Below are 13,622 nucleotides of genomic sequence, written 5' to 3' on the forward strand. Positions count from 1 at the left end.
CGGCAGACGGTAAGGAAGGCACGACGGCGGACGGCGAGGAAGGACGGCGGACCGCCCCGACCTGCACGGCGGAGCCGTGGCCGCGGTCTCGGGCCGCGCGGGGGCACCGTCCGCCGCCGTGTCCGGCAGCACGCGGGGCCCGCCTCGCGGGAGGCGGGCCCCGGTCGGGTGAGCCGTGGATGAGGCCGACGGTGGCCTCGCCGGTGTCACGGTCAGCCGTGCCAGGACCTCCACAGCGCCGCGTACGCGCCGTCCGCCGCGACGAGGTCGTGATGGCTGCCCAGCTCGCTGATGCGGCCGTTCTCGACGACCGCGATGACGTCCGCGTCGTGGGCGGTGTGGAGGCGGTGGGCGATGGCGACCACGGTGCGTCCGTCGAGGACGCGGGCCAGGGACCGCTCCAGGTGACGGGCCGCGCGCGGGTCGAGGAGGGAGGTCGCTTCGTCCAGGACCAGTGTGTGCGGGTCGGCCAGCACCAGTCGGGCCAGCGCGATCTGCTGGGCCTGGGCCGGTGTGAGGGCGACCCCGCCGGAGCCGACCTCGGTGTCCAGGCCGTCGTCGAGAGCCCGCGCCCAGTCGTCCGCGTCGACCGCGCCCAGCGCCGCCCACAGCTCGGCGTCCTCCGCGTCACCGCGGGCGAGGCGGAGGTTGTCGCGCAGGGAACCCACGAAGACGTGGTGCTCCTGGTTGACCAGGGCGACGTGCGAACGGACCCGCTCCGCCGGCATCCGGGACAGTTCCGCACCGCCGAGAACTACGCGTCCGTCGCGGGGCGCGTAGATCCCGGCGAGCAGTCGGCCCAGCGTCGACTTGCCCGCGCCCGAGGGGCCGACCAGCGCCAGCCGGGTGCCGGGGGCGACCTCCAGGGACACCTTTCGCAGCACGTCCACGCCCTCGCGGTAGCCGAAGTGGACCCGCTCCGCGAGCACCTCGCGTCCGTCGGGCGCCAGCGTGTCGTCCCCGGCGTCGGGTTCGATGTCGCGGACCCCGACCAGCCGGGCCAGCGACACCTGCGCCACCTGGAGCTCGTCGTACCAGCGCAGGATCAGGTTCACCGGGTCGACGAGCATCTGCGCGAGCAACGCGCCGGTCGTCAGCTGACCGACATCGATCCAGCCCTGGAGGACGAAGGCGCCGCCGAGCATGAGGACGGAGCCGAGGACCGTCACATGGACGATGTTGATGACCGGGAACAGCACCGACCGCAGCCAGAGGGTGTAGCGCTCCCAGGCCGTCCACTGCCGGATCCGCAGCTCCGACAGCTCGACGCGACGGTCGCCGAGGCGGTGGGCCTCGACGGTGCGCCCGGCGTCGACCGTCTCCGCGAGGGCGGCGGCCACGGCGGCGTATCCGGCGGCCTCCGAGCGGTAGCCGGCCGGGGCCCGCTTGAAGTACCAGCGGCAGCCGACCACCAGCAGCGGTACGGCCACCAGCACGGCGGGGGCGAGCGGCGGCGCCATGACGACGAGTCCGCCGAGCAGCAGTCCCGCCCACATCACGCCGATGGTCAGCTGCGGCACGGCCTCACGCATCGCGTTGGCGAGCCGGTCGATGTCGGTGGTGATCCGGGAGAGCAGGTCGCCCGTGCCGGCCCGCTCCAGGGCACCCGGTGGCAGCCGGACCGACCGTACGAGGAAGTCCTCGCGCAGGTCGGCCAGCATCCGCTCACCGAGCATCGCCCCGCGCAGCCGCACCTGCCGTACGAACGCGGCCTGCACGATCAGCGCGAGCACGAACAGCGTGACGGTGAACTCCAGGTGGAGCTCCCGGGCACCGTCCGACACACGCTCGACGAGGTCGCCCAGCAGCCACGGGCCCACCATGGAGGCGACCGTGGCGGCCGTGTTGACGGCGACGAGGAGCAGGAAGGCACGGCGGTGCCGACGCAGCAGCTCGCCCACGTAGGCGCGTACGGTCGTGGGGGCGCCCACGGGCAGGGTGTTCGCCGTGGTGGGGGCGGCCGGGTCGTATTCCGGTGGCGCCACGCCGATCATGCTGTCTCCTCGATTTCTTCCAGTTCCTTCAACACACCGTTGAGGGCGGCACCCTCGCCGCGCAGTGCGACCTCCTCGTCTCGCGACGCGCCTGCCTCGCCATGCAGCGCGACCTCCTCCTCGGTCTCGCGTGTCACCACGGCCCGGTACCGGTGGTCCTCGTGCAGCAGTTCACGGTGCACGCCCACCGCGGCGACCTCACCCTCGTGCACGAGGACGACGCGGTCCGCGCGGTCCAGGAGCAGCGGTGAGGAGGTGAACACGACCGTCGTGCGCCCCGCCCGAAGGTCCCGCACGCCGGTCGCGATCCGTGCCTCGGTGTGCGAGTCGACGGCGGAGGTCGGCTCGTCCAGGACGAGCACCCGCGGGTCGGTGATCAGCGACCGGGCCAGGGCCAGACGTTGGCGCTGGCCGCCCGACAGGGACCGCCCACGTTCTGTGATGCGGGCGTCCATCGGGTCCTCGGCGTCGACCGACCCCTGGACGAGCGCCTCCAGGACGTCCCCGCACTGCGCGGCCGCGAGCGCGTCCTCGGCGGCGACGTCGCCCGAGGCGGGCACGTCGAGCAGTTCGCGCAGGGTGCCGGAGAGCAGCACGGGATCCTTGTCCTGCACGAGGACGGCCGACCGTGCGCAGTCCAGCGGCAGTTCGTCCAGCGGGACGCCGCCGAGCAGTACCGACGGACCGTCCTCCGTGGGGTGGCCGCCCAGCCGTTCGGCGAGCCGCCCCGCCGCGTCCGGGTCGCCGCACACCACGGCGGTGAGCCGGCCGGTGGGCGCGAGCAGACCGGTGACTGGGTCGTACAGATCCCCGGAGGGCGTGTCGGCCGCGCGAGATCCGTCGGCGTCCGTCGCCCGCTCCAGCGACAGCACCCGGGCCGCCCGCTTGGCCGACGGGCGGGAGAAGGAGTACGCCATGGCGATCTCCTCGAAGTGCCGCAACGGGTAGGTCAGCACCATGACCGAGCTGTAGACGGTGACCAGCTCGCCCACGGTGATGCGGCCCTCGTGGGCCAGGTGGACGCCGTACCAGACGACCGAGACGAGCAGCAGCCCGGGCAGCAGCACCTGGATGGCCGAGATCAGCGACCACATGCGGGCGCTGCGCACGGCGGCGCGGCGGACCTCCTGGGAGGCACGGCGGTAGCGGTCGAGGAACAGTTCCTCGCCGCCGATGCCACGCAGCACGCGCAGGCCGGCGACGGTGTCGGAGGCGAGTTCCGTGGCATAGCCCGCCTTCTCGCGCTGGACGTCGGCACGGCGGGTCGCGCGGGGCAGCAGGGGCAGCACCGCGAGCGCCAGCACGGGCAGGCCCACGGCGACCACCAGTCCGAGCGTCGGCTGGTAGACGGCCAGACCGACGCAGACCAGCACGACGGTCAGCGCGGCGGCGGTGAAGCGCGAGACGGCCTCGACGAACCAGCCGATCTTCTCGACGTCACCCGTGGAGACGGCCACGACCTCGCCGGCCGCGACGCGCCGGGTCAGCGCCGAGCCGAGCCGGGATGCCTTGCGGGCGAGCAGCTGCTGGACGCGGGCCGCCGCGGTGATCCAGTTGGTGACGGCGGCACGGTGCAGGAAGGTGTCACCGATGGCGATACCGGCGCCGAGCAGGGCCATCAGCCCGCCCGCGAGGGCGAGCCGGCTGCCCGAGCGGTCGACGACGGCCTGGATGGCGAACCCGACGCAGAACGGCTGAGCGGAGACGGAGAGGAAGTGCAGCAGGCCCCAGGCCAGTGACTTCAACTGACCGCCCAGCTGGTTCCGGCCGAGCCACCAGAGGAATCGGGGCCCCGAGCGCACGTCCGGCACACCCGGGTCGGGATACGGAAGGTCGTGGATCTGCATGTCGTCCCAGTGGCTCGTGTCAGGGAAGGGTGGGGGAGGCGAAAGGAGGCAGCGGACAGCGCCGAGCGCATGGCGATCGGCGGCAACAAACCGTGAAAGGTTCGCGTCGCAGGGTGGTCAAAATCAACCCGTTTTCCGCGGCACCGCCACGATCCGGCTACGGTCCGTCAGGAGATGCCACCATGGACCGATGCGGAGTCGTGGAGTACGGCATGCTCTGGTCGCGATGACGGCCCTCGGAACCCTCTCGGCGTCGCTGGCCGCGTGCGGCGGAGGGGGAGCGGTGGCCGGCGGCGGCTCCAAGGCCGCCCGCCCCGCCCGCACGACCAGCGGCGATCCGACCCGCGTCCCGGATGTCGGGGACCGGTTGCAGCGCCGGATCCCGGCCGATTCCCGCCAGGTCGTGGCGGTCTACGGCGACGGCAGGAACTCCGCGAACGCGACGGTCGTGCTGTACACGAAGGACGGCACCGCCTGGGAGCGGACCCGCAGTTGGCCCGCGCACAACGGCAAGAAGGGCTGGACGACCGACCACCGCGAAGGCGACAAGCGCAGCCCCGTCGGCGTGTTCACGCTCAGCGACGCGGGCGGCGTGCTCGCCGACCCCGGCGCGCGACTGCCGTACACACGCTCCGCCTCCTTCGCGGCCCCGCGCTCATGGGCCCCCTCCCACTGGCACGACTTCGACTACGTCATCGCCATCGACTACAACCGGGTCAAGGGCACCCCGCCGAACGACCCGACCCGCCCCGACGGAGAGGAGAAGGGCGGCAGCATCTGGCTCCACCTCGACCACGGCAGCGGTACGTCGGCCTGCGTCAGCCTGTCCAAGCCGGCGATGGAGTACCTGTTGCGCACGCTCGACCCCGACCGTCATCCCGTGGTGGTCATGGGAGACAGGGACGACCTGAACGCCTAGGGACATCGAGGGAGGCGTCATTGCGGAGGGTGCCCGACTCCCCGTAGAACACCGGCCATGAGAAGCCGGATCATCATGTCCATGCTCGCAGGAGCGACCCTCCTGGCGGGCACCCTTCTAGGGACGGGCCCCGCGCAGGCGGCCCCGGACCGGGGCCTCGGCGCGCCGGGCCGATCTGCGGACGTTCCCGCGGAGTTCGGGAGTGACTGGCATGACCCCGTCACCGCCGCCCCGCCCGTCACCCGGCCCGCCGGGAAGTCCTGCCAGGTCACCGTCGCCGAGGCGCAGTTCCGGGACTTCACGCCGTACAAGGGCGCCTACACCCCGCCCGAGGGATGCGGTGACCGCTGGAGCAAGGTCGTGCTGCGGCTCGACGGCAAGGTCAAGGGGCGGCAGTTCGACCGGCTCGGGTATCTGCACGTCGGCGGGGTGGAGATCTTCCGCACGTCGACGCCGGAGCCCTCGCCGGACGGCATCGAGTGGTCCGTCGAGAAGGACGTCACGCGCTACAGCGACACCTTCCGCGCCGGCCACGACGTGGAGATGCTCATCGGCAACGTCGTCGACGACACGTACACCGGGGTGATCGACGTCAAGGTCACGCTCACCTTCTACGAGGGGAGACGGGCCGCGGCACCCGACCGCGTCCTCACCCTCGCCGGCGACTCGACCGTCACCACCCCGCGCAACAGCGAGCGCGTCGTCGCCGAGGTGTACGCGACCGGCTCCGGCGGCGGCTGCGAGGAGTACTGGTATCTGGCGGTGCCCAAGGAGGCGCCGTACTCCTGCCAGGCCGACGACGGTCCCTACCGTGAAGTGCAGATCAAGGTCGACGGCCGGCTCGCCGGCATCGCGGCGCCCTTCCCGCACGTGTGGACGGGCGGCTGGTCGAATCCCTTCCTCTGGTACGTCGTTCCGGGTCCGCGCGCCTTCGACATCAAGCCGATCGAGTACGACCTGACGCCGTTCGCCGGAATCCTCAACGACGGCCGCGCGCACCGCGTCGAGGTCTCCGTCGTCGGCGTGCCCACGGGACAGAGCGGCTGGAGCGCGCCCGTCAACGTCCTCGTCTGGCAGGACGCGAAGAAGGCCCACGTCACCGGTGGGCTCACCGAGCTGCGGGCGAGCGGCCTCGCCAACTCCTCTGCGTACACGCCAGGCACGGAACACCGCCTGGACACCGAGGGCGGCCACCGGCTGACCGTCGCCGGATACCTCGACACCTCTCACGGACGGGTGACGACCACCGTCGCACGAACCCTGGCGAGTTCGTCCGTGCACCGCTGGACGGACGGTGAGAACCTCGACGGTCTCGACGCCAGATGGACGGACGACGAGTCGGTCACCGTCGACGGACGCGGACCGGCCCGCACGACGCGCACCCAGCGGACGTACACCATGAACGGCACGACCACGGTGGGCGCGGACGACCGGCTGCGCACCGTGCTGACCCTCGGGGACCGCGCCGCCGTCGTCGAGGCGCGCGGGCAACGGCGCACCGCGTGGTCGCGGCTCGACGACACCTACACCGGCGACGCGACCTTCACGGTGAACGTGCCCAGGGACCAGCGGCACGCGGTCGGTACGACGAGCGAGCACTACCGGCTGTACGGCTCGGCGGGCTGTTACGACCGCTCGCTGACCACCGTTCAGGGGGTGCTCACCGAAGACCGAAGGGGCTGCTGAGACCGGCTGGGGGCGGACTGCTGAGGCGGTTGTGTGCCGTGCACCACTCGTGACGGATTTACACGGATGCAACGCAGGGGTCTTCCGCAGGATCAAGAAAGCCACCAGAGTGGCCTTCAGCGGAAGCCGCTTTCCGTATCGCAGAAGTCTCCCCGGGCTTCTGTGCTCCACGTCCCTCTAGGAGTGCTCGTGCCGCAGTCCGTCCCCTCTCTGCCGCGACGCCTCGCACGCTTGCTGCGTACCTCTCTCTTCACGCAGGTCGCCTGCGCGCTCGTGCTCGGCATCGTCTTCGGGAAGTTGTGGCCCGGTGTGGCCACGGACCTTCAGCCGCTCGGCGACGGTTTCACCCGGCTCATCAAGACGATCATCTCGCCGCTCGTGTTCTGTGTGGTCGTCGTCGGCATCGCCAAGGCCGGTGATCTGAAGGCGTTCGGCCGGATCGGGCTCAAGGCCCTGATCTGGTTCGAGGTCGCGAGCACGCTCGCCCTGATCATCGGCCTCCTCGCTGCCAACGTCGTCCAGCCGGGCTCGGGGATGAACGTCGATCCGTCCACGCTCGACGCCTCGGCGGTCGATGCGAAGACGGGCGGCGGTTCGCTGCCGTCGACGACGGAGTTCGCCCTGAACGCGCTGCCCACGAGTTTCATCGGTGCCTTCGCGGAGAACTCCCTGCTCCAGGTGCTCATCCTGGCCTGTCTGGTGGGCGCCGCCCTGCTGCACCTCGGCCACACCAAGGTGCCGCAGGTGCTGCCCGCCATCGAACAGGCCCAGGAGATCATCTTCGCGATCGTCGGCTTCGTGATGCGCCTGGCCCCGATCGCGGTGTTCGGCGCGATGGCCGTCCTGATCGGTCAGTACGGGCTCGGTGTGATCGAGACGTACGCCAAGCTGATCATCCTGTGCTACGTGGCAGCCGCGCTGTTCATCGCGCTGCTCGCCGTCGCCCTGCGGATCGTCACCGGGCTGAGCCTGTGGAAGTTCCTGCGCTACATCCGTGAGGAGATGCTGCTCGCGCTCGGCACCGCCTCCACCGAGGCCGTCATGCCGCGCGTGATGCAGAAGCTGCGCAAGGCGGGCGCCCGCGACGACGCCGTGGGTCTGGTGCTGCCGACCGGCTACTCCTTCAACCTCGACGGCGCCTCGCTCTACCTGTCCATCGGCACCCTGTTCATCGCCCAGGCCGTGGGTGTGGACCTCAGCCTGGGCCAGCAGATCACCGTGATCCTCGTGCTGATGCTCACCAGCAAGGGCATGGCGGGCATCCCCGGCTCGGCCTTCCTCGCCCTGTCGGCGACCGCCACCTCGCTCGGGGCCATCCCGGCCGGCGCCGTCGCCCTGCTCCTCGGTGTGGACCGCATCATGGACTCGATGCGCGTCGTCACCAACCTGCTCGGCAACTGCGTGGCCGTGCTCGCCGTCTCCCGCTGGGAGGGAGCGCTGGACACCGCACAGGCGAAGAAGATGCTGAACAGGGAGATCGAGTTCGTGCCGGACGCGGACGAGCCGGAAGCCACCGTCGGGGTCACGAAGCCCGAGGCGCCCGCGTCGACGACCGCGCCGGTGGACGGGATCCCGGCCCAGCCCGCCCAGCAACCCGCCAAGGAGCCCGCTCCCGAGGTCGGTTGATCGAGGCCTCGTCACAACGGCCGTGCGCCCCCGCTCCGACGGTCCGGAGTGGGGGGCGCACGGCCATTCGCCTGAAGGGGAACCTCAACAACCTCGCAAGGGCACCCCGTCGATCAGCGTGTCCAGCAACGCGCCGAACACCTCCCGCTGGTCGTCCGTCAACGGCGCGAGGATCTCACGCGCGGCGGACCGTCGCGCACCGCGCAGCTCCCGCAGGGCCTTGCGGCCGTCGTCGGTGAGCTCGATCCGGATCACCCGGCGGTTGGTCGGATCGGGCACCCGGCGCACCCTGCCGCCCGCCTCCAGCCCGTCCACCAGGGAGGTCACCGCCCTGGGGACCACCTCCAGGCGCTCGGCGAGGTCGGCCATGCGGGGCGGGGAACCGTAGTGCGCCAGCGTGCGCAACAGCCGGGACTGGGCCGGGGTGACGCCCAGGCCGCACTGCTCGATGTGCCGCTTCTGGATGCGATGTACGCGGCGCGTGAACCGCAGCAGTTGCTCGGCGAGCATGCCGTCGGGATCGGCGGTGGTCATGCGGGAACAATATCAGGATGCCGTTCATTGTGAGTATAGGTAACAATGAGCTAAGCTCCGCCAGACTTCGTCCTCTCACTCCCCGTAGGAGCCCATGCATCCCGATCGAGAACCCCGTTGGACACCACCCGCCGACACCGCGGAGCAACCCCGGCAGGTGCGGCGCATCCTGAAGCTCTTCCGCCCCTATCGCGGCCGGCTCGCGGTCGTCGGTCTGCTCGTCGGCGCCTCGTCGCTGGTCTCGGTGGCCACGCCCTTCCTGCTGAAGGAGACCCTCGACGTCGCGATCCCCGAGGGGCGCACCGGCCTGCTGAGCCTGCTGGCCCTCGGCATGATCCTCAGCGCCGTCCTCGCCGGCGTCTTCGGGGTCCTGCAGACCCTGATCTCCACAACGGTCGGCCAACGCGTCATGCACGACCTGCGCACCGCGGTCTACGACCGCCTGCAGCGCATGTCGCTCGCGTTCTTCACGCGCACGCGTACCGGCGAGGTGCAGTCCCGCATCGCCAACGACATCGGCGGCATGCAGGCAACCGTCACCTCCACCGCCACCTCGCTGGTCTCCAACTTCACCAGCGTGGTCGCCACGATCATCGCGATGGTCGCCCTCGACTGGCGCCTGACGGTCGTCTCGCTGCTCCTGCTGCCGGTCTTCGTGTGGATCAGCCGCCGCGTCGGCAACGAACGCAAGAGGATCACCACCCAGCGCCAGAAGCAGATGGCCGCCATGGCCGCCACCGTCACCGAGTCGCTCTCGGTCAGCGGCATCCTCCTCGGCCGCACCATGGGCCGCTCCGACTCCCTCACGCGGTCCTTCGGCGAGGAGTCCGAGCGTCTGGTCGACCTCGAGGTGAGGTCGAACATGGCCGGCCGCTGGCGCATGGCCGTCATCGGGATCGTCATGTCCGCCATGCCGGCCGTCATCTACTGGGCCGCGGGCATGGCCCTCCGGCTCGGCGGCCCGGACGTCTCCCTCGGCACCATCGTCGCTTTCGTCTCCCTCCAGCAGGGCCTGTTCCGCCCGGCGGTCGGCCTGCTGTCGACCGGCGTCCAGATCCAGACCTCGCTCGCCCTCTTCCAGCGCATCTTCGAGTACCTCGACCTGCCGATCGACATCACCGAGCGGCCGGACCCGGTCCACCTCGACCAGGTCAAGGGCGAGGTCCGCTTCGAGAACGTCGAGTTCCGCTACGACGGCAAGGGCAGCCCCGTCCTCGACGGCATCGACATCACCGTCCCGGCGGGCGGCAGCCTCGCGATCGTCGGCCCGACCGGCGCGGGCAAGTCCACGCTGGGCCACCTCGTGCCCCGGCTGTACGACGTCACGGGCGGCCGGGTCACCCTCGACGGCTTCGACGTGCGCGACCTGGACTTCGACACCCTCGCGCGTGCGGTCGGCGTGGTCTCGCAGGAGACGTACCTCTTCCACGCCTCGGTCGCCGACAACCTGCGCTTCGCCAAGCCGGACGCCACCGACGAGGAGCTGTACACCGCGGCGCGCGCGGCGCAGATCCACGACCACATCGCCTCCCTGCCCGACGGCTACGACACGGTCGTCGGTGAGCGCGGCCACCGCTTCTCCGGCGGCGAGAAGCAACGCCTGGCGATCGCGCGGACGATCCTGCGCGATCCGCCGGTGCTGATCCTCGACGAGGCGACCAGCGCCCTCGACACCCGCACCGAAGCGGCCGTCCAGGAGGCCATCGACGCGCTGTCGGCCAACCGGACCACGCTCACCATCGCCCACCGCCTCTCCACCGTTCGGAGCGCCGACCAGATCGTGGTCCTCGACTCCGGACGCGCGGTCGAACGCGGCACGCACGAGGAGCTGTTGGAGCGGAACGGGCGGTACGCGGGCCTCGTACGCCGGGACGCCCAACTCGAGTCGACAAGCTGAAGATATGCCGGGTTTGTGACGATATGCGGGTTACCGTGCCCGCATGCAGATGAACACTCCGCCACGGAGCACGATTCGACTGACGCGCCGGGGCCGTTTCGCCCTCGTCCTGGCCGGCGCCGTCGTGGCCGGCACCGCCGTGGCGGTGCCGCTGCTGATGCTGGACCACCAGGAGCAGGCCAAGCCCACCACCCTGGTGATCCCGGAGGGATGGCGGGCCGGGCAGATCTACGAAGCCGTCGACAAGGTGCTCGAACTGCCCTCGGGCACCGCCAAGAAGTCGCTGGAGCGGGCCGGCCTCAGGCTCCCCAACGACGCCGAGGGCAACCCGGAGGGCTACCTCTTCCCGGCGACGTACCCGCTCGGCGCGAAGGCGACGCCCGAGTCCCTGCTGAAGGCCATGGTCGACACCGCGAACGCCAAGTTCCACAAGGCCCCGATCGCCGCCGGCGCCCAGCGCAACGCGATGAACGTCTACCAGGCCGTCACCATCGCGAGCCTCGTCCAGGCCGAGGCCGCCACCAAGGCCGACATGGGGAAGGTGGCCCGAGTCGTCTTCAACCGGCTGGAGCGCGGCATGCCGCTCCAGATGGACTCCACCATCAACTACGCCCTCAACCGCAGCACACTGCGCACGACGGAGGCCGACACCCGGATCGACAGCCCCTACAACTCCTACCAGCGCATGGGCCTGCCCCCCACCCCGATCGACAGCCCCGGCGAGGACGCCCTGCGCGCCGCGATCAGCCCGACCCCGGGCGACTGGCTGTACTTCGTCACGGTCAAACCGGGCGACACACGCTTCACGGCCGACTACGCGGAGCACGAGCGCAACGTCGCCGAGTTCAACCGCAACCAGCAGACCGCGCAGACCGCGTCGGTGTCCGCCGGCTGACCCGGCCGACCGGCGTACCCAGCCGGAGGCTCAGGCCGCGACGGTCTCCTCGGTCAGCAGTCGCCTGATGTCCCGCACAGCCGAGCGCCCGGCGCGGTTGGCACCGATGGTGCTGGCCGACGGGCCGTAGCCCACCAGATGGACCCGTGGATCGGCGACCGCGCGGGTCCCGTCGAGCCGGATGCCGCCGCCCTGCTCGCGCAGCCGTAGCGGTGCCAGATGGTCGATGGCGGCCCGGAAACCGGTCGCCCACAAGATGACATCGGCGTCGACCCGCCGACCGTCGCTCCACTCCACACCGGCGGGCGTGATCCGGTCGAACATGGGCTGCCGGTCGAGGACCCCGTTCTCCAGCCCCTGCCGGATCGCGTCGTTCAGGGGCAGCCCGGTCACCGAGACGACGCTCCGGGGTGCCAGACCCTGGCGGACCCGCTCCTCCACCAGGGCGACCGCGGCACGGCCCGCGCCCTCGTCGAAGGGGCCCTCGCGGAAGACGGGCGGGCGACGCGTCACCCAGGTGGTGGCGGCCGCGTAAGGGGCGAGCTCCAGGAGATGCTGGGTGCCGGAGGCGCCGCCGCCCACCACGATCACCCGCTGCCCGGCGAACGCCTCGGGCCCCGGATACTGCGCGGTGTGCAACTGTCGTCCGCGGAACGTCTCCTGACCCGGATAGCGCGGCCAGAACGGCCGGTCCCAGGTGCCGGTCGCGTTGATCAGCGCCCGTGTCGCCCACACACCGGCGGACGTCTCGACGAGCAACCGCCCCTCGGGGCCCTCCCGCACGGCCCGCACGTCGACCGGCCGTCGCACCCGCAGGTCGAAGGTGCGCTCGTAGGTATCGAAGTACGCGGCGATGACCTCGGACGACGGCCGCCCGGCGTCCGCACCCGTGAGCTCCATGCCGGGCAGGGAGTGCATCCCGTGGACCTTGCCGTACGTCAGCGACGGCCACCGGAACTGCCAGGCGCCGCCCGGGGCGGGGGAATGGTCGAGGACCACGAAGTCGCGCTCCGGTTCAAAGCCGCTGCGCCGCAGGTGATAGGCGCTGGACAGACCCGCCTGCCCAGCGCCTGTGACCACCACCTCGACCTCGCCCATGTCGTTCACGTTTCTACTAACAGTGGCGAGGTCATGGAGCTTCCCGCACGGTCAGGTCACTGCTCCTTGAAAACGCGCGGAGCGGTCGTGGACGGCGGCAGGTCGCCGTTGTAGCGGGTGTCGACGAAGTCCCCGAAGTCCACCTTGCGCGGGATCAGCTTCAGGCTTGTGAAGGTGTCCGCGATCTCCTGCTCGGAGGCGATGAGCGGCCTGTCGACCGCGACCGGAACACGGGAGGCGAGGGTGCGCTTCACCGCGGCCAGCGCCGACTCGTACGGCAGCCCCGTGTCCTCGGCCCACACCTTGGCCCACTCCTCGGGGTGGTCGTACACCCAGGCGTAGGCGCGGCGCAGCCGGTTCAGGTAGTCCTTGACGGCGGCGGACTTCTTCTTGTTCTTCAGCGCGTCGGGCGACGCCACCTGGAAGGTGAGGCCGTTGGTGATGCCGTCACCGGTGGTGAGCACGCGGCCCTGCTTGGCCTCGAGCACCTGCGAGGTGTACGGGTCCCACACCGCCCACGCGTCCACCTTGCCGGACGTGAACGCGGCCAGCGCGTCGGCGGGCTGGAGGTACTTCACCTTGACGTCGTCGAAAGTCAGCCCGGCCTTCTTCAGGCTGGCGACCAGCTGGTAGTGCGCGGAGGAGCCCTGCGCCACGGCGATGGACCTGCCCTTGAGCTGCCCGGGGTCCTTCAGCTTCGAGTCGTTGGGTACGAGGATGGCGTCGCCCTTGGACGTGCCGTGCCAGGCGGCCACCACCGAGATCCTGGAGTTGGCCCCGGCCGCGAAGACCGGCGGGGTGTTGCCGACGCCGCCGATGTCGACGGCCTTGGCGTTGACCGCTTCGAGGAGGGGCGGGCCCGAGGTGAACGTGGACCACTTGATCTTGTAATCGAGGTTCTTGAGTTCGCCGGCGGCCCGCAGGATGGCCTCCGAACCACCCTTCTGGTCACCGACGTCGAGCGTGAGCGAGCCCTTGCCGTCGGTGCCGCCGCCCGTCGAGGTGTTCGCCGCCGAGTTGCCGCCGCAGGCGGTGAGCACGAGGGCGAAGGGAAGGAGCAGGGCGGCGGGGGCGAGGCGTCGTCGCATGAGGGGATCCGTTCTGTGGTGTTGCTGTGGTGCCCGGG

At 70.9% G+C, this 13,622-nt stretch carries 10 protein-coding genes; 5 read left to right on the plus strand and 5 right to left on the minus strand.

The window, feature by feature from the left end:
* Window positions 1-212: 212 nt before the first annotated feature.
* Window positions 213-1,994 (minus strand): ABC transporter ATP-binding protein, encoded by a 1,782-nt coding sequence (locus ACGFNV_RS40690; protein ID WP_393629923.1) that lies wholly within the window; start codon window positions 1,992-1,994, stop codon window positions 213-215.
* Entirely contained in the window at window positions 1,991-3,841 is a 1,851-nt protein-coding gene (locus tag ACGFNV_RS40695) for an ABC transporter transmembrane domain-containing protein (RefSeq protein WP_393629925.1), read from the minus strand. The genes ACGFNV_RS40690 and ACGFNV_RS40695 overlap by 4 nt, the downstream gene beginning before the upstream one ends.
* A gap of 190 nt (window positions 3,842-4,031) precedes the next feature.
* Here ACGFNV_RS40695 and ACGFNV_RS40700 point away from each other — a divergent pair, with 190 nt between their 5' ends.
* From ACGFNV_RS40700 to ACGFNV_RS40710, 3 genes are all read left to right on the plus strand, one after another.
* Window positions 4,032-4,760 carry a L,D-transpeptidase family protein gene (locus ACGFNV_RS40700; RefSeq protein ID WP_393629927.1) on the plus strand — a complete coding sequence of 243 codons (729 nt, stop codon included), beginning with the start codon at window positions 4,032-4,034 and terminating at the stop codon, window positions 4,758-4,760.
* A gap of 57 nt (window positions 4,761-4,817) precedes the next feature.
* Entirely contained in the window at window positions 4,818-6,446 is a 1,629-nt protein-coding gene (locus ACGFNV_RS40705) for a peptide-N4-asparagine amidase (protein WP_393629928.1), read from the plus strand.
* A gap of 189 nt (window positions 6,447-6,635) precedes the next feature.
* Window positions 6,636-8,072: a cation:dicarboxylate symporter family transporter gene (locus ACGFNV_RS40710; RefSeq protein WP_393629929.1), complete on the plus strand. Its 1,437-nt coding sequence runs from the start codon at window positions 6,636-6,638 to the stop codon at window positions 8,070-8,072.
* Between the two features lie 84 nt (window positions 8,073-8,156).
* On the opposite strand, the gene ACGFNV_RS40715 is transcribed toward ACGFNV_RS40710, so the two are convergent.
* Window positions 8,157-8,606 (minus strand): MarR family winged helix-turn-helix transcriptional regulator, encoded by a 450-nt coding sequence (locus tag ACGFNV_RS40715; RefSeq protein WP_393629931.1) that lies wholly within the window; start codon window positions 8,604-8,606, stop codon window positions 8,157-8,159.
* A 94-nt stretch (window positions 8,607-8,700) separates the two neighbouring features.
* On the opposite strand from ACGFNV_RS40715, the gene ACGFNV_RS40720 reads away from it, so the two are divergent.
* Window positions 8,701-10,503 (plus strand): ABC transporter ATP-binding protein, encoded by a 1,803-nt coding sequence (locus tag ACGFNV_RS40720; RefSeq protein WP_393629933.1) that lies wholly within the window; start codon window positions 8,701-8,703, stop codon window positions 10,501-10,503.
* 43 nt (window positions 10,504-10,546) lie between these two features.
* On the plus strand, window positions 10,547-11,398 hold the full coding sequence (gene mltG / locus ACGFNV_RS40725) for an endolytic transglycosylase MltG (protein WP_393629934.1): 852 nt from the start codon (window positions 10,547-10,549) through the stop codon (window positions 11,396-11,398).
* Window positions 11,399-11,428: 30 nt separating this feature from the next.
* Here the strand turns inward: mltG and ACGFNV_RS40730 are convergent, their stop codons facing one another.
* Both ACGFNV_RS40730 and ACGFNV_RS40735 read right to left on the minus strand, forming a co-directional pair.
* A complete protein-coding gene (locus ACGFNV_RS40730; RefSeq protein ID WP_393629936.1) occupies window positions 11,429-12,505 on the minus strand; it encodes an NAD(P)-binding domain-containing protein in 1,077 nt (358 codons plus the stop codon).
* Between the two features lie 47 nt (window positions 12,506-12,552).
* Complete coding sequence (locus ACGFNV_RS40735) at window positions 12,553-13,584, minus strand: aliphatic sulfonate ABC transporter substrate-binding protein (protein WP_393629937.1); 1,032 nt, start codon at window positions 13,582-13,584, stop codon at window positions 12,553-12,555.
* Window positions 13,585-13,622 lie beyond the last annotated feature (38 nt).

It is taken from the genome of Streptomyces sp. NPDC048751 (assembly GCF_043198595.1).
GTDB lineage: Bacteria > Actinomycetota > Actinomycetes > Streptomycetales > Streptomycetaceae > Streptomyces.